The organism is Corynebacterium urinipleomorphum, assembly GCF_900155535.1.
GTDB lineage: Bacteria > Actinomycetota > Actinomycetes > Mycobacteriales > Mycobacteriaceae > Corynebacterium > Corynebacterium urinipleomorphum.
In genome coordinates, this window is sequence record NZ_LT706965.1 from 109,268 (window position 1) to 126,313 (window position 17,046).

The 17,046-nt window shown below is 64.8% G+C and carries 17 protein-coding genes and 1 pseudogene; 16 read left to right on the plus strand and 2 right to left on the minus strand.

Annotated elements, in window-relative coordinates; genetic code table 11:
- Nucleotides 1–556: 556 nt before the first annotated feature.
- From CZ338_RS07690 to CZ338_RS07765, 16 genes and pseudogenes are all read left to right on the plus strand, one after another.
- Complete coding sequence (locus CZ338_RS07690) at nucleotides 557–3,271, plus strand: Rne/Rng family ribonuclease (protein ID WP_407919378.1); 2,715 nt, start codon at nucleotides 557–559, stop codon at nucleotides 3,269–3,271.
- A gap of 192 nt (nucleotides 3,272–3,463) precedes the next feature.
- Complete coding sequence (gene rplU / locus CZ338_RS07695) at nucleotides 3,464–3,769, plus strand: 50S ribosomal protein L21 (RefSeq protein WP_087117670.1); 306 nt, start codon at nucleotides 3,464–3,466, stop codon at nucleotides 3,767–3,769.
- 27 nt (nucleotides 3,770–3,796) lie between these two features.
- Nucleotides 3,797–4,141 (plus strand): 50S ribosomal protein L27, encoded by a 345-nt coding sequence (rpmA, locus tag CZ338_RS07700; protein ID WP_087117671.1) that lies wholly within the window; start codon nucleotides 3,797–3,799, stop codon nucleotides 4,139–4,141.
- Nucleotides 4,142–4,289: 148 nt separating this feature from the next.
- Nucleotides 4,290–5,813, plus strand: a complete 1,524-nt coding sequence (gene obgE / locus CZ338_RS07705) for a GTPase ObgE (protein ID WP_087117672.1) — start codon at nucleotides 4,290–4,292, stop codon at nucleotides 5,811–5,813.
- On the plus strand, nucleotides 5,813–6,928 hold the full coding sequence (gene proB, locus CZ338_RS07710) for a glutamate 5-kinase (RefSeq protein WP_087117673.1): 1,116 nt from the start codon (nucleotides 5,813–5,815) through the stop codon (nucleotides 6,926–6,928). The genes obgE and proB overlap by 1 nt, the downstream gene beginning before the upstream one ends.
- 23 nt (nucleotides 6,929–6,951) lie before the next feature.
- Nucleotides 6,952–8,229, plus strand: coding sequence for a glutamate-5-semialdehyde dehydrogenase (locus tag CZ338_RS07715; protein WP_235839507.1), 1,278 nt, complete (start codon nucleotides 6,952–6,954; stop codon nucleotides 8,227–8,229).
- Nucleotides 8,230–8,286: 57 nt separating this feature from the next.
- Nucleotides 8,287–8,790, plus strand: a complete 504-nt coding sequence (locus CZ338_RS07720; RefSeq protein WP_087117675.1) for a hypothetical protein — start codon at nucleotides 8,287–8,289, stop codon at nucleotides 8,788–8,790.
- Nucleotides 8,787–9,452 (plus strand): nicotinate-nucleotide adenylyltransferase, encoded by a 666-nt coding sequence (gene nadD / locus CZ338_RS07725; protein ID WP_268875428.1) that lies wholly within the window; start codon nucleotides 8,787–8,789, stop codon nucleotides 9,450–9,452. The genes CZ338_RS07720 and nadD overlap by 4 nt, the downstream gene beginning before the upstream one ends.
- Before the next feature lie 69 nt (nucleotides 9,453–9,521).
- On the plus strand, nucleotides 9,522–9,986 hold the full coding sequence (gene rsfS / locus CZ338_RS07730; RefSeq protein ID WP_087117677.1) for a ribosome silencing factor: 465 nt from the start codon (nucleotides 9,522–9,524) through the stop codon (nucleotides 9,984–9,986).
- Between the two features lie 6 nt (nucleotides 9,987–9,992).
- Complete coding sequence (locus tag CZ338_RS07735; RefSeq protein ID WP_087117678.1) at nucleotides 9,993–10,634, plus strand: histidine phosphatase family protein; 642 nt, start codon at nucleotides 9,993–9,995, stop codon at nucleotides 10,632–10,634.
- Entirely contained in the window at nucleotides 10,634–11,428 is a 795-nt protein-coding gene (locus tag CZ338_RS07740; protein ID WP_087117679.1) for a DegV family protein, read from the plus strand. Before CZ338_RS07735 ends, CZ338_RS07740 begins: the two co-directional genes overlap by 1 nt.
- 109 nt (nucleotides 11,429–11,537) lie before the next feature.
- Nucleotides 11,538–12,185, plus strand: a complete 648-nt coding sequence (locus CZ338_RS07745) for a ComEA family DNA-binding protein (RefSeq protein WP_087117680.1) — start codon at nucleotides 11,538–11,540, stop codon at nucleotides 12,183–12,185.
- Nucleotides 12,186–12,760: 575 nt separating this feature from the next.
- Nucleotides 12,761–13,761 (plus strand): annotated as a pseudogene (locus CZ338_RS11395) (ComEC/Rec2 family competence protein).
- Entirely contained in the window at nucleotides 13,745–14,680 is a 936-nt protein-coding gene (gene holA / locus CZ338_RS07755) for a DNA polymerase III subunit delta (RefSeq protein WP_087117681.1), read from the plus strand. Before CZ338_RS11395 ends, holA begins: the two are co-directional and overlap by 17 nt.
- Nucleotides 14,681–14,745: 65 nt before the next feature.
- Complete coding sequence (locus CZ338_RS07760) at nucleotides 14,746–15,078, plus strand: ankyrin repeat domain-containing protein (RefSeq protein WP_087118194.1); 333 nt, start codon at nucleotides 14,746–14,748, stop codon at nucleotides 15,076–15,078.
- Nucleotides 15,075–15,722, plus strand: a complete 648-nt coding sequence (locus CZ338_RS07765; RefSeq protein WP_087117682.1) for a LysE family translocator — start codon at nucleotides 15,075–15,077, stop codon at nucleotides 15,720–15,722. The genes CZ338_RS07760 and CZ338_RS07765 overlap by 4 nt, the downstream gene beginning before the upstream one ends.
- A gap of 20 nt (nucleotides 15,723–15,742) precedes the next feature.
- On the opposite strand, the gene CZ338_RS07770 is transcribed toward CZ338_RS07765, so the two are convergent.
- Nucleotides 15,743–16,423, minus strand: coding sequence for an alpha/beta hydrolase family esterase (locus CZ338_RS07770; protein WP_235839508.1), 681 nt, complete (start codon nucleotides 16,421–16,423; stop codon nucleotides 15,743–15,745).
- A gap of 295 nt (nucleotides 16,424–16,718) precedes the next feature.
- Nucleotides 16,719–16,982, minus strand: a complete 264-nt coding sequence (gene rpsT / locus CZ338_RS07775) for a 30S ribosomal protein S20 (RefSeq protein ID WP_087117684.1) — start codon at nucleotides 16,980–16,982, stop codon at nucleotides 16,719–16,721.
- Between the last annotated feature and the right edge of the window lie 64 nt (nucleotides 16,983–17,046).

A 17,046-nucleotide genomic window follows, 5' to 3' on the forward strand; every position in this document is an offset into this window, starting at 1 on the left:
GCTGTGCCACAATGGGGCGCGAAGCGTGCGGGCCTCTTTTGGAGGTGCTGGCGCTTGTGAAGCTTCCATGTATGTTCCGCGCTCGGTAGTGCGCGTGGCACTGTGCGGCGGCGGTGGGTCGAATCCACCAGCGCCCGGTGTCGGCGTCTGACGCGCGGCAATTGAATAGGAGATTTCCGTGGCTAAGAGCGACGAGACAACTACCCCGCGTAAGCGTCGGGCACGCAAGAGCGGGAAGAAGACCGCTAGTAATTCTGCAAGTATCAAGGTTGAAGTTGAGCCTGGCAGCTCCAGTGTCACTGGGGACACCACCGCTGGCACGGCGGAGGACAGTGCCACCGTATCCGGCGACACCACCGAAAAGAAGGCGGTGAAGAAGTCGGCGAAGCGGGCGGCTAAGAAGTCTGCGAAGAAGACAGCGAAAAAGTCTTCGAAGAAGACCGTCAAGAAGGCAGCTAAGCGGGCCCCGAAGAAATCGGCGGAGCAAAAGCCGGCTCAGAAGGAGTCCGCTCAGGCAGCATCGTTCGACCGTTCGCAGATCGGTGAGAAGACCCGCGTGTTCGTTCTCGCGAAGGCTCTCGGAATGCCGTCGAAGGACCTCGTGGTCAAGCTGAACGAGCTGGGGCTGGTGAAGGTGGCGCAGTCGTCGCTAAGCAAGGCGGAGACGGAGCAGCTACTCGATGCGCTCGAAGCTCCTTCGGCAGGGGATACTGCTTCCGCCGATACGCCTGGTGTGTACAACGCGGGGCAGGAGACAGTCCAAACCGAGCAGGCCGTTGCCACTGACGACAAGACTAATGACAGCAAGGCTGAGGAGAAGATCCGTCACCGCGTGCGCAAGGACGTGGAAAACGAGATCAACCAGATCGAAGAGAAGGTCGAGGCTGACCTCCTCACCGATGTCGAGCCCGAGGTCACTCCGGCGCCGGACGAGGTAGAAGAGGCTGCAGGGCTCTATGCGCCGGTATTCAAGGCAGCTCCGCGCCACTCGAAGAGGAGGGCGAGGAGGGCAGGGGATGCGTCGATAAGCGATGCCCCGGAGCCCGCGGCAACCGTGTCCGACGAGTCGGACGAGGAGCTGATCGAGGAGCCCAAGGCGATCAAGGGATCGTCGCGTTTAGAAGCGCAGCGCCGCCGCCGCAGTGAACGCCGCGAGGAGGAGCGTAAGCGTTCCCGCGTGGTGTCGCAGGCGGAATTCCTCGCGCGCCGCGAGTCTGTGGAGCGCACCATGGTCGTTCGTGAGCGCAAGCGCCACGACGGCGCCGGCACCATCACTCAGGTCGGTGTCCTTGAGGACGGTCTGCTGGTCGAGCACTTCGTGGATTCGGATGAGAACGCGTCCATGATCGGGAACATTTACCTCGGCCGCGTGCAGAATGTGCTGCCGAGCATGGAGGCCGCCTTCATCGACATCGGGCAGGGGCGCAACGGCGTGCTGTATGCGGGTGAGGTCGACTGGAAGTCGGCAGGGCTCGGCGGCCGCTCCCGGCGCATCGAGCAGGCACTCAAGTCCGGCGACCAAGTGCTCGTCCAGGTGACCAAGGACCCGGTGGGGCACAAAGGTGCGCGCCTGACCACGCAGATCTCGCTGGCCGGCCGTTTCCTCGTGTACGTTCCCGGCGGCCGCAGCGCGGGCATTTCCCGCAAGTTGCCGGCGCCCGAGCGCAAACGCCTGAAGGACATTCTTGTGCGCGTGGTACCGGGTAAGGGCGGAACGATCATTCGCACGGCAGCGGAGGGCGCGCCGGAAGAGGCCATCGCCGCCGACGTGAACCGCCTGCACTCCCAGTGGGAGGCTATCCAGGAGGAAGCGGAAAAGGAGAAGGCGTCCAAGGGCGCCAAGCCCGTCACGCTGTACGAAGAACCGCGTCTTTTGGTGAAGGTTGTGCGCGATCTGTTCAACGAGGACTTCGACAAGCTCGTCATCGACGGCAAGAAGTCCTGGAATGTGGTGCACAGCTACGTCCAGTCTGTGGCGCCGGATCTGCTCGACCGTCTCGAGAAATTCGACCGCCGCGCGCACGAGGGACGCGACGCATTCGATGTCTACCGCGTCGACGAGCAGATCCAGAAGGCGCTGTCGCGCACGGTGTGGCTGCCGTCGGGCGGCACGCTGGTCATTGACCGCACGGAGGCGATGACCGTCATCGACGTCAACACCGGCAAATTCACCGGCTCCGGCGGTTCCCTCGAGGAGACCGTGACTAGCAACAACCTTGAAGCGGCCGAAGAGATCGTGCGTCAGCTCCGCCTGCGCGACATCGGCGGCATGATCATCATCGACTTCATCGACATGATCCTGCCCGAGAACCAGGAACTCGTTCTGCGCCGCCTCAAGGAGGCGCTCGGCCGAGACCGCACGCGCCACCAGGTCTCTGAGGTCACGTCGCTTGGCCTCGTCCAGCTCACGCGCAAGCGCCTGGGCACCGGCCTCGTGGAGACGTTCTCCACCAAGTGCGAGCACTGTGACGGCCGGGGCATCGTGCTTACCGACGACCCCGTCGACCCCGACACCTCCCACCCCGCCCACTCCTCCGAACGCCGCAAGCCCGCTCAGTCCCCGGGCAACCACCCAGCCGCCAAGGCGATGGAGAAGCGCAGCAAGAAGAGCGCCGAGGAGCTTGCTGACGCCGTGGTGGCCCAAAGCAGTGACGCCGAGACCGAGCCGAAAGACCCCCGGGCCGGTGACCAGAGCGACAACGGCGGCAATGACGGCGACCAGCCTCGCCGCAGTTCGTCGCGCCGCCGTGGACGCCGCGGTTCCGGTCGCGGCCGCGGAAAAGACCAGAGCAACCAGCAGGACAGGCAGGAGCAGCAGGAGGAAAAGAAGAAGCAGCAGGAGCAGCCCCGCCAGACGTACGAGGAAGCGGTCGAGGAATTCGAACGCTCGCCGCGCCGCAAGCGCTCGACGCGCGGCAATTCGGTGTCGGACTACCGCCCTGACCCGAAGGACTTCGAGGACCTGACCACGGAAGATGTGATCGACGAGGCAGCGGACGCAGTGGCTCTAGCTGAAGAGGCTGCCAACACGACGGAACAGAGCGGTCACGAGTCCGAGGGAGAGAAGCAAACCCCGTCTAGCAGTCGTGGCACGCGCCGTCGCCGTCGCGCGACCCGCCGCACCCAGTCGGAGAACCAGTCGGTGCCGAAGAAGGAGCCGAAGAAGGAGCCGAAACGCGAGCAGCGTCGGACACAGGAGGAGCCTGCACGGGAGGCGTCGATAAGCAAAAGCTCCCGCGGGCGACGCCGTGCGACGCGTAAGTCCCGCTAGTTTGGTCTTTGATGGTGGCGCGGTGTAGTCTTTGACAGTCGCTGTTTTGGGGCGCGCCTTCGCAGATACATGCATGCGAGCGAGGCTGCGACGTTGATTCACGTAAACCCCCAGAACGCTTATGTTTATCCGATGGTGATCGGTGCCGTGGCATGCCGGCGCCGTCCGAGATGAAGAAAGGGGTAACCCGCTATGTACGCGATCGTCAAGACCGGCGGCAAGCAGTACAAGGTTGCCGAAGGCGACCTCGTTCGGGTCGAGAAGATCGAGGGTGAAGCTGGCGATTCTGTGGCGCTCACCCCGGTTCTCCTCGTCGACGGCGCAAACGTCACCTCCAAGTCCGAGGATCTGGCCAAGGTCAACGTCTCCGCTGAGATCGTTGAGCACGGCAAGGGCAAGAAGGTCGACATCCTCAAGTACAAGAACAAGACCGGTTACAAGGTGCGTCAGGGCCACCGTCAGCCCAACACCACCCTGAAGATCACCGGCATCAAGTAAACCGAGACGTCTTAGGAGGCATCCACAATGGCAACCAAGAAGGGCGCATCGAGCTCCTCGAACGGCCGCGACTCCGAGTCCAAGCGCCTCGGCGTGAAGCGCTTCGGCGGCCAGCAGGTCAAGGCGGGCGAGATCCTCGTCCGTCAGCGCGGCACCAAGTTCCACCCGGGCGACAACGTCGGCCGCGGCGGCGACGACACCCTCTTCGCGCTGGCTGCAGGTTCCGTGCAGTTCGGCATCAAGAAGAAGCGCCGCATCGTCAACATCGTTCCGGCTGACGCAGAGGGCGTTTCCTCTGAGGTCCTCGAGGCCGCTAACGACGCTGGCCTGGTCGACGACGCTGTCGTCGAGGAGAAGTCCGCAACCGCGTAACTTCCCGCTCAATTCTTCGAAGGCGCCGTGGATCCGTAAGGGTCTAACGGCGCTTTCGCTTATCGACGGCTCACCGTCCCCTCTCGTACACTCAACTGCACGAGCAGAAACCCCTTGATTCCCCTCCGACGAAAGGCAGGCACTCACAGTGGCGCAGTTTGTTGACCAGGCGGTGTTGCACCTGCAAGCCGGCGACGGCGGCCACGGGTGCGTGTCTGTGCACCGCGAGAAGTTCAAGCCCCTCGGCGGCCCGGACGGCGGCAACGGCGGACACGGCGGCGACATCGTTCTCGAGGTGTCCACGCAGGTGCACACCCTGCTGGACTTCCAGTACCGCCCGCACGTGAAGGCGAAGCGCGGTGGCAACGGTGAGGGCGACCACCGCAACGGCGCGCGCGGCGAGGACTTGATCCTGCCTGTTCCCGTCGGCACTGTCGTGCGCGATGAAAAGGGGGAGATCCTCGCTGATCTTGTCGTCCCCGGCACACGCTTCATCGCCGCGGAAGGCGGCTACGGGGGTTTGGGCAACGCGGCGCTGGCCACCGCGAAGCGCAAGGCTCCAGGCTTCGCGCTCAAGGGCGAGCCAGGACAGGCGCACGACCTCATTCTCGAGCTGAAGTCCATGGCCGATGTCGGCCTGGTCGGCTTCCCCTCCGCGGGCAAGTCCTCGTTGATCTCGGTGCTCTCCGCCGCGAAACCGAAGATCGCGGACTACCCCTTCACGACGCTGCAGCCCAACCTCGGTGTGGTGGACGTGGGCAACGACACGTTCACCATCGCCGATGTGCCCGGCCTCATCCCGGGCGCGAGCCAAGGCAAAGGCCTCGGGCTGGACTTTCTGCGCCACATTGAGCGCACTGCGGTTCTCGCGCACGTGGTGGACACCGCGACCCTGGAGCCGGGACGCGACCCGCAGTCCGACATCGAGGCGCTGGAGGCGGAGCTGGACTCCTACGCCGACCAGCTCGACCACGATTCGGGTCTCGGCGACTTGCGTGAGCGCCCGCGCATCATTGTGCTGAACAAGTTGGACATCCCGGAGGCGAAGGAGCTCGCGGAATTCCTGAGGGAGGATCTCGCCGCCACGTTCGGGTGGCCGATCTACACCGTGTCCACCGCCACCCGCGAGGGGCTCGATGAGCTGAAGTGGGCACTGTGGGAGATCGTGCAGACTGCGCGCAAGGCCCAGCCGAAGGTCAAGGCGGAGGCGGCCAAGCACCAGAATAACCAGGTCATCCGTCCGAAGGCAGTGGATCGAAACGACGACATCGTGGTCATTCGCGATCCGGACTACCCGGAGGGCTGGCTGGTCACCGGCGAGAAGGCGGAGCGCTGGATCCGCCAGACCGACTTCGAGAACGACGAAGCAGTCGGCTACCTGTCCGACCGTCTGAACAAAGCGGGCGTGGAGGACCAGCTGCGCAAGATCGGCGCGCACGAGGGCGACACGGTCACCATCGGGGAGATCTCCTTCGACTGGGAGCCGTCGATCGGCGGCGACCCGACAATGGCCGGCCGCGGCCAGGACGCGCGTCTCGGCGGTACCGACCGCATGTCCGCCGCCGAGCGCAAACGTGCCTCCCAGGCACGCCGCGGGCTTATCGACGAATACGATTACGGCGAGGACCTCCTCGACCGCCAGGAAGCTGATCGTGAGAGGTGGCAGGGCTGATGGCCACTCTGCGCGACGAGATCGCGTCCGCGAAGAAGATCGTGGTCAAGCTGGGCACGAGCTCGCTGGTGGACGCCACGTCAGCCGTCTCCCAGCCGAAAATCGACCGTATCGTCGATGCCATCGAGGCCCGCACCGGCCGCGGCGGCGACGTCATCGTGGTCTCTTCCGGTGCGATCGCCGCCGGCATGACCCCGCTGGGGTTGACCGTCCGCCCGAAGGACTTGGCTACGAAGCAGGCTGCGGCCTCCGTCGGGCAGATCCACTTGGCGCAGGCGTGGGGCGAATCCTTCGCCCGCTACGGTCGCACCATCGGCCAGGTCCTGCTGACGCAGTCGGACGCAGGCGTGCGCGAGCGCGCCCGCAACGCCCAGCGCACCATCGACCGTCTCCGCCAGATGGGCGCGGTGCCGATCGTGAACGAGAACGACACGGTGGCCACCTCCGAGATGCGCTTCGGCGACAACGATCGCCTCTCCGCGATCGTGGCCACCCTGACTGCCGCGGACGCGCTGATTCTGCTGTCGGATGTGGACGGACTCTACGACCGCAACCCGAAAGACCCCGGCGCGCGCTTCATTGACGAGGTGCGCAGTGGCAAAGACCTCGACGGAGTCGTGGCCGGCGACGGTGGTGTCTTCGGCACCGGAGGCATGGCCTCGAAAGTCTCCGCGGCGCGCCTGGCCACACGCGGGGGAGTCCCCGTTCTGCTCACCTCCGCAGAACACATCGAGGACGCGCTCGGCGACGCCTCCGTGGGAACCGTCTTTCATACCCGCCCCGAATCCAAGCTCTCCGCTTGGAAATTCTGGGTCCTCTACGCCGCCGACGCGGAGGGCGTGCTGCGGCTCGACGCAGGAGCTGTCCAAGCTGTCACGCGCGGCGGCACATCGCTCCTCGCGGTGGGCATCACCGGTGTGGAAGGAGATTTCCACTCCGGCGACATCGTGGAGATCCTCGGCCCCGACGGCCAAGCCATCGGCCGCGGCGTGGTCGGCTACGACGCCGCCGAACTCACCGGAATGCTGGGCAAGCACACCGACGAACTGCCCGAGCACCAGCGCCGCTCCGTGGTTCACGCGGACTACCTGTCCAATTACGCCTCACGCTTGTAATTCTCCCGCTACAGTTGGCCACCATGGTTGATGCGAGAGAGACCGAGCGCGCAGAAGTCCTGGACAAGGCACAGGCAGCGAAGGCAGTAGCACCGACGCTGGCCACGCTTCCCACCCCGAGCAAGGACGCGCTGCTGCACGCGGCGGCAGACGCGCTCGTGGCGCGCACCGAAGAGATCCTCGCCGCTAACAGCCGCGACATCGAGGGCGGAAAAGCAAACGGTCTCAGCGAATCGCTCATTGACCGTCTCGCCCTCGACGCGGCCCGCATTGAGAGCATCGCGGGCGGTCTGCGCCAGGTCGCCGCACTGGCAGACCCCGTCGGCGAGGTCTTGCGCGGCGGACTGATGCCCAACGGCATCCAGATGAAGCAAGTTCGGGTTCCGCTCGGCGTGATGGGCATGGTGTACGAGGCCCGCCCGAACGTCACGGTCGACGCGTTCGGTCTCGCGCTGAAATCGGGCAACGTGGCACTTTTGCGTGGCTCGAAATCCGCGCGGCACTCGAACGAGGCACTCGTGGCAATCCTTCAGGACACCGCAGAACAGCACGGTCTGCCCCGGGAGATCGTCCAGCTCCTGCCGTGCGACAGCCACGACTCCGTGCAGGACCTCATCACCGCGCGCGGGCTCGTCGACGTTGTCATCCCGCGCGGCTCCGCGCGGCTTATCGACGCAGTGGTCACCGGCGCGACCGTCCCCACCATCGAGACCGGCACCGGCAACTGCCACTTCTACATCGACGCCGACGCGGACCTCGACCAAGCCATCGCGATGCTGCTCAACGGAAAGACCCGCCGACCTTCCGTGTGCAACGCGACCGAGACAGCACTTATCGACGCCGCACTTGCCCCCACCGACCAACTCCGCGTCATCACTGAGCTGCAGGAGGCGGGGGTGAGGGTGCACGGGGACGTCGATAAGCTCGCTGCGCTGGGTGCGGAAGATGTCATCGCCGCGACGGACGCCGACTGGTCCGACGAGTACCTCTCGATGGACATCGCCGTGCAGATCGTCGACGGAGTGGACGGAGCCATCGCGCACATTGCGCGCTACACGTCGGGGCACACGGAAGCGATCGCGTCCAAAAATGCCTACGCATGCCAGAAATTCGCCGCAGAAGTCGACGCAGCCGCCGTGATGATCAACGCCTCCACCGCCTTCACCGACGGGGAGCAGTACGGGATGGGAGCCGAGATCGGCATTTCCACCCAGAAACTCCATGCCCGCGGACCGATGGCGCTCCCGGAGCTGACCAGCACTAAGTGGATCCTCGAAGGAACCGGTCAAACGCGGCCGTGATGCTGATGGGGTACGATGCCTAACGTAAAAGCTTGGCCCCAGGAAGAAGGCTCACCCATGCGTTTCGCGCCGAAGGCTGTTGCGGCAGCGACGACAGTCGCTTTGGCAACCGGTGTGAGCGTTGCGCCGGCAGCTCAAGCCCAGACAGCGGCCGCAGATGAACGGATGGCGCGGGATGCGCTCGTCTCTGAACTCGGACTGAGTTTCGCGCCGCCCGCTGTCCGGATCGGGAAAGAGCTCTATGTCCTTATCGACGGCACATATGTGAAGGCCGACCGGGAGCTCCCGTCCCACGTGTGGGAGTCTCTGCGGGGGCCGGACCGTGAACAACCGCAGCCCGAAAATGCGTCTGAAGGAACCGGGATGACGGGAAGCTCTACCTCCACCATCAAATCATCCAGCGCAGGGGACCGCGGCGAGAAACCCAACGTGGCCCGTTGGCTCGTCCCGCTGCTGGTCACGGGTGGTGTGATAGCGGGGCTCGCCGGCTTGATCCAGAAACTCTACCCGTCCGGACGCCTGATCTTGTACTTCCAGCCCGGTAAGCCCGTCACGCCATGACCGGACACAACACAGCGGCGGCGTTCCCCACTGAAGGAAAGCCTGAAGAGACTAATACATCACCCCGGCGCATCGGGATCATGGGTGGCACGTTCGACCCGATCCACAACGGCCACCTCGTCGCGGCAAGTGAGGTTGCGGACGTGTTCGACCTAGAGGAGGTCGTGTTCGTACCCACCGGTGAGCCGTGGCAGAAAGCAGATCGGCGCGTGTCCGACGCGGAAGACCGCTACCTGATGACGGTGATCGCCACCGCCTCCAACCCGCGCTTCCATGTCTCCCGCGTGGATATTGACCGCGGTGGACCCACCTACACCGTGGACACTCTCGAAGACATCGCGGAGCTCTACCCGGGCGACGACCTGTTCTTCATCACCGGTGCAGATGCCCTCGCCTCCATCATGTCGTGGCGCGACTGGGAGAAAATGTTCGACCTCGCCGAATTCGTCGGTGTCACCCGACCCGGTTACGACCTCACGGAGGACATGCTCCCCGAAGTGCACCGCGGCCGAACACACCTGATCAAGATTCCTGCCATGGCGATCTCCTCCACCGACTGCCGCGAGCGCGCCTCCCAAGGCCGCCCGGTGTGGTACCTGGTGCCGGACGGGGTGGTGCAGTACATCGCCAAGAACGAGATGTACGCCAACTGGCCAGACTGACCCCGGCGTGGGACAATGCGTAGGTTGCCCAAAGACTGACCTAGAACACTTAGAGAAGGAACCGCACGTTTGACTGCTTCGGACACCGCCCGCGAATTAGCCGTCGTCGCCGCTAAAGCCGCCGACGAGAAACTGGGACGCGATATCGCCGTCATCGACGTCACTGATGTCATGGCCATCACCGACGTTTTCGTCGTCGTTTCCGCCGACAATGAGCGCCAGGTGGCTGCCATCGTCGAGGAAGTCGAGGACGCGCTGACCAAAGCGGGCGCGGAGCCGAAGCGCCGCGAGGGAAACCGCGAGTTCCGCTGGGTGCTGCTGGATTACGGCTCCTTCGTCGTTCACGTACAGCGCGACGCGGAGCGCGAATTCTATGGCTTGGACCGCCTGTACGCGGATTGCCCCCTCATCGAGGTCGAGGGGGTAGAAGCGCCGGCGCGTCCCGGCCAGTTCGCTGACGACGCGAATGTGCGTTCGCTGGAGAACATCGAGGAGCTTCCGCTCGCCGGCGAAGGCCCGGGCGACGACCTGTAGGCGACCATGAGCCGACGTTTAATCATGATGCGGCACGGCCAGACCACGTACAACGCCGGTCGCCGCATGCAGGGACAGCTGGACACACCGCTCTCTCACGTCGGGTTGGACCAAGCCCACGCCGCCGCCGAATGGCTTGGTAGCAGGGACATCGTCAAAATCGTGTCGTCGGATTTGAGTCGTGCGCGGGTCACGGCGGAAATCGTCGGGGAAAAATTGGGTCTTGACGTCGAGCTGGATCCCCGCCTGCGCGAGACGCACTTGGGCACGTGGCAGGGTATGACGCACGCAGAAGTCGACGAGGCATTTGAAGGTGCCCGTGCGGCGTGGCGGCACGACCCGGCGTGGACACCTCCGCAGGGGGAGTCGAGGTTGGACGTGGCGGGGAGGGCGCGTCCGGTCGTCGATAAGCTGATGCGTGATGCTGATTGGGACGGCCATGCTGTGCTGCTTGTTGCGCACGGGGGGACGATCGCGGCGTTGACCGCGAACCTGCTCGGACTCGAGCATGCGCAGTACCCGCTGCTCAAAGGTCTGAACAATACGAACACGTCGCAACTCATCGCGCGGCCCCGGTTCGGCGGCGACGGGTCCTGGGATGAAACACAGTGGTACTTGGAGGCGTGGAACCAAGGGGCCGCGCGCTGATGCCGGTCCGTGTCGTCAGCGATTCTTCCTCCGGAATCCCCGCGGAGATCGCCGAGGAGCTGGATATCACCGTCCTTGACCTGCACATGGTCGACGATGAGGACACCTCCACATCCGGGCTCTCGGCTCTTGAGCTCGCGGCGGCGTACGCACGCCAGCTCGAGCGCGGCGGCGACGACGGAATCGTGGCGCTCCACCTGTCTAAGCGACTCTCATCGACATGGTCCGCGGGTGTGAGCGCCTCGGCAGTGTTTGACGATGCCGTGCGCGTCGTTGACACGGACTCCGCGGGAATGGCCGTCGGTGCCGCCGCAGTCGTCGCTGCCTCCTTTGCCCGGGCGGGCGCTGACCTGGACGGGTGCGCTACCGCCGCGGAGGCTACCCTGGCCATGTCCGAAACCTGGTTGTACCTCCGCCAACTCGACGACATACGCAAATCCGGCCGGTTGTCCGCCACCACCGCGATGCTGTCCGCCGCTCTGCTGGCCACAAAGCCGATCCTGCGCGTCAACGACGGCAAGCTCGAGCTGGCGATCAAGACACGAACTCAGTCGAAGGCTTTTTCCAAGCTCGTGGCCCACGTCGCCGAACGCGCTGACGGCGTGCCCGTGTTCGCCGCCGTGCAGTACAGCGGCGACAAAGACAGCGCAGCCACCCTCGCGGACATGCTGAAGGAAGTGCTCGCGCCTGGGTCGACCGTCAGTCTCGCTCCGCTCACCAGCGCAGTTGCCGCTCACACCGGCGACGGTGCCATCGGGCTGTCCGTCTTCTACACCACTTCTGCCGCAGAGTAAACCCCTCCAGCCTGAGTTTTCCACAGGTCCGTGATGCGTCAACACGGTTATCCACAGGTGATTCGCGGAGCTCTTCGCCGTGCCAGGGGTCGGTCGTAGCGTGAGGCGCATGAAGGTATCGCAACGTCTCGCAGAACTCACACGCCCCACGGGGGAAGAAGACCTCATGGCCGTGGACTACCCCGAACCCCGCATTAATGTCGCCCCGAAACAGGCAGCGGCGGCGGTCGGCGCGGTCCTCGTCCTCGTCGGCGGGTGGTTCGTCGTGCGCGACGGCCCACCGGAACCCGAATGGGAATCGGCAGAGGTCGCTGCCCCTGCAGGTGAGCCAGCGTCGGTCGTCGTGTCTGTCGTTGGTGCTGTAGCTCAGCCTGGTCTGGTCACGCTTGACGAGGGCGCGAGGATCGCCGACGCGCTCGAACAGGCCCGTCCGCTGCCTGAGGCAGAGTTACTCAGCCTCAATCTCGCGCAGGTGCTCGCCGACGGTCAACAGATCATCGTGCTGGCGAAGGGGGAAGCGCCACCCGCGGCGGCTGGAGCTGCAGCTGGTCAGAGCGCAGGGTCGTCGGGCATCTCGCTCAACACGGCTTCGGCGCAGGACCTCACCGAACTTCCCGGGGTGGGGGAAGCGACCGCAGCGGCGATCGTGGCGCACCGCGAGTCCATCGGATCGTTCACCAGCGTCGATCAGCTTCTCGACGTCAAAGGCATCGGCCCCGCCAAATTCGACGCCATCAAGGAACTGGTCAGTCTCTGATGAGTGAGCTGCGCCTTGTCCCCGCCGCGGCGGTGGTGTGGGCGGCTGCGATGGCGGTGATTCTGGCCGGGCCGCTCGTCGCGGCAGGCGCAATCGCAGCGGCTACGGTGGGATGTATTCTCTGGCGCCAGCCAGGCCAAGCGATTCTCAGTGGCGGTCTCGGCGCGTGCTCCGCAGCTATGGCATGGGCGCGGAGTGCCCTCGCTCAGGCGACCACCTTCGGCAGTACGCTCACCGGCACTGTCAGTGGGGCGCCGAAGCAGCTCGATTCCGGCGACTGGTTGGTCAACGTGAATGTGGGCGGTTACCCAGTGCCGGTTCCGGTGTTCACGAAAGAAATCCCGGAACACATCGTTGCGGGAACGCTCGTCGAGGTCGCCGGCACCCCAAAGGAATCCACCCGACCCGGCATCGGCACCGTGACCTTCAACGGAAGCGTGGATGTCATCGGCCCACCGACGGGATTTGCCGCTTTCGCCGCGGATGTCCGCGAGAAATTCGGTGCCGCCGTCGACGTGGCAGTGGGGGAGTACACGCAGGGGCTCATCCCCGGAATGGTGATCGGGGATGTCTCGATGCAGTCCGCGGAGGAGAAGCAGGCGTACATCGATACGGGGCTCAGCCATTTGAGCGCCGTCAGTGGCGCTAACTGCATGTACGTGGCCTCGGCAGCGCTGCTGATTGCGCGGTTGTGCAAACTCGGTCTGCGCCCGCAGATCGCGGCGGCAGGGGTGGCTCTGCTCATCTACGCGGGGCTCGTCGGACCGGAACCGAGTGTGCTGCGCGCAACGGTCTCCGGACTCGTGGGCTTCACCGCCGTGGTGGCCTCCACCCGCGCGGAGCCGATCCACGTGCTGTGCCTGTCCGTCATCGGTCTCGTCCTGGTGGATTCGGACTTGGCGGTCAACTACGCATTCGCCTTGTCCACTGCGGCGACAGCTGGAATCGTAGCCGTCTCACCCTTGATCTATCGGGCGCTCGCACCACTGGGGTGGCCGGACATCGTCGGAAAGCAGTCTCTGTCGCTATCGCAGCGGATCTGGCCACAGCGCCGATCATCGCGCTCATGGCAGGGAAAGTCTCGCTCGTCGCGGTCGCTGCCAATGTACTTGTCGGCCCCGTCGTCGGCGCAGTGACGGTGCTGGGCATGGCAGCGGCAATTCTCGCGCAGTTTCACCACAGCCTTGCGGCGCCGCTGCTCTGGGTTATCCAGCCGCTCGCGGCGTGGATTCGTTTCGTCGCCGACACCGGCGCGCACTTTCCGGCTAGCACCATCCAGGCCCGGCCGGCGACAGTCGCCGTCGTCTACGGCTGGATTCTCGCCGGTTTCATCGCGGAAAAACCCCGCATCACCATCGCAGCCGCCGCGGTGGTGGTCGGGGTGGCGATGACGGGGGAAAAATCAGTGGACGTCGATAAGCGGAATGCGTACGTCGTGGAACGGGAAGCTGACATTGGTCCGCTGCCGCCCGGCACGACGGTGGTGGTCGTACGCGAGGCGGTAAAGCATGACCGGCCGGTGGTCACCCAGGAGGGAATTCCGGTGATCTATCCGTACAATGACCAGCATGATTAACCCGGTCCACTTCGTCGTCGGTGAGGATGAATTCCTCGCCGAGCGCGCAACTAACGCCATCATCGATGAAGCCGGACCCACTGCTGAGGTGACCACTCTGCGCGCCGGCGACGTCACGGCGTCGGAGCTCGCGCAGGCGACTAGCCCGTCGCTGTTCGCGGAGGAGCGCGTCGTGGTGGTCACCAACACGGAGCTCGCCGGCAAGGAACCCACCGAGCTGCTGCTGCAGGCGGCTGTGGACCCCGCGCCGGGCATGACCCTCGTCATCGCGCACAGCGGCAAGGGGCGCAACAAGTCGTACGTGCCCAAATTCCGCAAAGCGGCCGAGGTGCACGAGGTGAATCCCCCGAACCAGCGCGAGCGGCAGAGCTGGGTCACCGCGGAGTTCCGCCGCCACGGTGTGCGCCCCACTCCCGACGTGATTGGTGCTCTGCTCGAGTCGGTGGGCTCGGACCTGCGCGAGTTGGCGTCCGCGATCGAACAGCTCGTCGCCGACACCGACGGCGAGATCACCGTCGCCGGGGTGCGCGCCTACTACACCGGCGTGGCGGAGGTGTCCGGCTTCGACATCGCGGACCAAGCAGTCGCAGGCCGGACGGACCGGGCCCTGGCCAGCACGCGTCGCGCACTGCAGCTGGGCATCAGCCCGGTCGCGATCGCCGCGGCTCTGGCCAACAAAGTCGGCGACATCGCGAAACTGTACCAGACCCGCGGCAACCCCGACCAGGTGGCGCGGACGGTGGGGATGCACCCGTTCGTCGCCAAGAAAACGATGCAGGTCGCGCGCAACTGGTCCGGCAGCTCGGTCAGCGAGGCGGTGATCATCGTCGCGGAACTGGATGCCACCGTCAAAGGGCAGGGCGGGGACCCCGAATTCGCGGTCGAGGACGCTGTCCGGCGCATTGCGCAGCTCGCGTGATAGGGTGCGTCACCGTGACTGAGATTCCCGCAGACGTGCAAGAATTCGCCACCCGCCTGTTCAACATGGCGCGTAAGGGTGACACGACGTTGTTGGACTACGTGGACCAGGGTGTCGCCGTGGACATGGCCAACCAGGACGGCAACACGTTCCTCATGCTCGCTGCGTACTCGGGCCACGTGGAGCTCGCCCAAGGGCTCATTGCGCGCGGCGCGGACGTGAACAAGCTCAACGACCGCGGGCAATCTCCACTCGCCGGTGTCGTGTTCAAAAAAGAGGACGCGCTTATCGACGTCCTCCTGAACGCCGGCGCCGACCCCACCTCCGGAACCCCCGACGCTATCTCCACGGCGAAAATGTTTGAGCGCGACGACCTCGTGGAGAAGATGAGCAAGTGAATCCCGCGGACCTCGCGGCGATCGTTCTACTGAATCTGGCAGGTGCGGCCACGCCGGGGCCCGATATTGTCCTGCTCACACGCCTAGCCACCCGTTCGCGCAAGCACGCCATCGCGGCGACGCTGGGGATCTACGTCGGGGCGTTCTTCTGGATCACGCTGACCGTGGTGGGTGCCGCGGCACTGCTCAACGCATTCCCGTGGCTGCTGGAGCTCATCCAGGTGGCGGGCGGCGCCTGGATCATGTTCATGGGGTACACCACTGCCCGCCAGGGGTGGAAAGACCGCGAGAACCCGCCCGTGGATATGGATGAGGCGGAAGAAAGACTGGGCACGACCCGCGACAGCTTCTTCAAGGGTCTGACCACGAACTTGTCCAACCCCAAGATCGTGCTGTTCCTCGCCGCATTGGTCGCCCCGCTGTTGCCGCCTAGCCCAAGCATCGGTACCGCGGCGATTGTGATCTTCGCGCTGTGGTTCACCGCGTTCTTGCTGTTCATCGGATTCAGCATGGTGGTGTCCACAGAGCGCGTGCGCCGCAAACTTTTCAGCGCCGGACCCTACATCGATCTCGGCGCTGGGGCGTTCTTCCTCGTTGCGGGAACGTTCCTGATCGTCCGCGGCATCGTGGGACTCGGCGCTTAGACCAGTTCCTAGACCAGCTCCTAGCCCAGGAAAAACCGGACGACCTGGTCGGTCGCGCCGGGGAACCACGTGTGCCCGCCACCGGCGACTTTGCGCAACTCTGTGCGCGCTGCGCATCCGGCCGGCACAGAGACCGTCGTGTTTCCAGCCTGGTGGGTGCCCACCTTGTTCATGTTGCACCCGTTGCGGCGGCCGAAATCGTTGAAAACCGCCGGCACTGAACGATACGGTGCGCCGTGGCGGACGCCGCCGCTGTAGGAAACGGTGTTGTCGTTGTCGGCGTGCATGATCAACGTGGCTACCTTGCCCGGGGCGCAGTTGCTCACAGTCGGGTTGTAGTAGGCTCCCGCAACGCTGGCGATTCCCGCGACTAGGTCCGGGGCGTGGCAGCTTAGAGCTGCCGCCATGCCGCCGCCGTTGGAGAGGCCCGCGGCGTAAATGCGCTTGCGGTCGATTTTGTGGAACACCCCAACCTTGTCCAGCACCGCACGAATATAACGGATGTCGGACTGCATAGATGTCTTGGCGTAAGGTGCCCCACCCCAAGCGTTGGCTATGCCTTGGGGGTAGATCACGATCGCCCGGTCGCCGGCGGCGCGCTCAAGTTGCTCGTAGGAGCGCGCCCGGGCCGCATCGTGCTGCCAGCCGCCGAACCCGAGAATGACCGGGTAGGCGCGCGCAGGATTGTAATTGCGCGGCAAGACCAAGGTATAGGGCCGGTTTTGCCCGCCGACAAAGACGGTTTGCGAACCGGAACCAACCATGCTTGAGCCAAAGGACGACAGGTCGGAAAAGCTAGAGAGGCTAGATGCGGCAGCTTCAGCTGGGGCGGCCGACATAGAGAGGGAGGCGGCGATCATCGCGGCACATACACCCCTGCGGAGTTTGAGCATGAGGGGGATCATACGGTGATGGTGGGAGGATGTCATCTCGGCCCGCCCCATGAAAAATTCCCCGCCACCGTGACGGTGAACGGGGAATGGCGACCAGCGGAAACTAGCCCAGCTTGTTCAGTGCACGGGCCATGTTGGACTTCTTGTTGGCCGCATTGTTGCGGTGGAAGACACCCTTGGTCACTGCTTTGTCCAGCTTGCGGGACGCGACGCGCAGCTGTGCTTCGGCGGCGGTCTTGTCGCCGGACTCGACGATCTCGTTGAACTTGCGGATCTCGGTGCGGACTGCGGAGCGGATGCCCTTGTTGCGTACGCGGCGCTTCTCGTTGGTCAGGACGCGCTTCTGCTGCTGCTTGATGTTAGCCATGAGGTACCTCTTGAAACTCGTGTTGAAACTCTTGTGCCGATATTCGGCTGATGAACGTGCATTC

Coding starts and splice junctions, on each gene's coding strand:
- rplU (WP_087117670.1), top strand. CDS start 3,464: ATGTACGCGATCGTCAAGACCGGCGGCAAGCAGTACAAGGTTGCCGAA.
- rpmA (WP_087117671.1), top strand. CDS start 3,797: ATGGCAACCAAGAAGGGCGCATCGAGCTCCTCGAACGGCCGCGACTCC.
- proB (WP_087117673.1), top strand. CDS start 5,813: ATGGCCACTCTGCGCGACGAGATCGCGTCCGCGAAGAAGATCGTGGTC.
- CZ338_RS07715 (WP_235839507.1), top strand. CDS start 6,952: ATGGTTGATGCGAGAGAGACCGAGCGCGCAGAAGTCCTGGACAAGGCA.
- CZ338_RS07720 (WP_087117675.1), top strand. CDS start 8,287: ATGCGTTTCGCGCCGAAGGCTGTTGCGGCAGCGACGACAGTCGCTTTG.
- nadD (WP_268875428.1), top strand. CDS start 8,787: ATGACCGGACACAACACAGCGGCGGCGTTCCCCACTGAAGGAAAGCCT.
- CZ338_RS07735 (WP_087117678.1), top strand. CDS start 9,993: ATGAGCCGACGTTTAATCATGATGCGGCACGGCCAGACCACGTACAAC.
- CZ338_RS07740 (WP_087117679.1), top strand. CDS start 10,634: ATGCCGGTCCGTGTCGTCAGCGATTCTTCCTCCGGAATCCCCGCGGAG.
- CZ338_RS07745 (WP_087117680.1), top strand. CDS start 11,538: ATGAAGGTATCGCAACGTCTCGCAGAACTCACACGCCCCACGGGGGAA.
- holA (WP_087117681.1), top strand. CDS start 13,745: ATGACCAGCATGATTAACCCGGTCCACTTCGTCGTCGGTGAGGATGAA.
- CZ338_RS07760 (WP_087118194.1), top strand. CDS start 14,746: ATGGCGCGTAAGGGTGACACGACGTTGTTGGACTACGTGGACCAGGGT.
- rpsT (WP_087117684.1), bottom strand. CDS start 16,982: ATGGCTAACATCAAGCAGCAGCAGAAGCGCGTCCTGACCAACGAGAAG.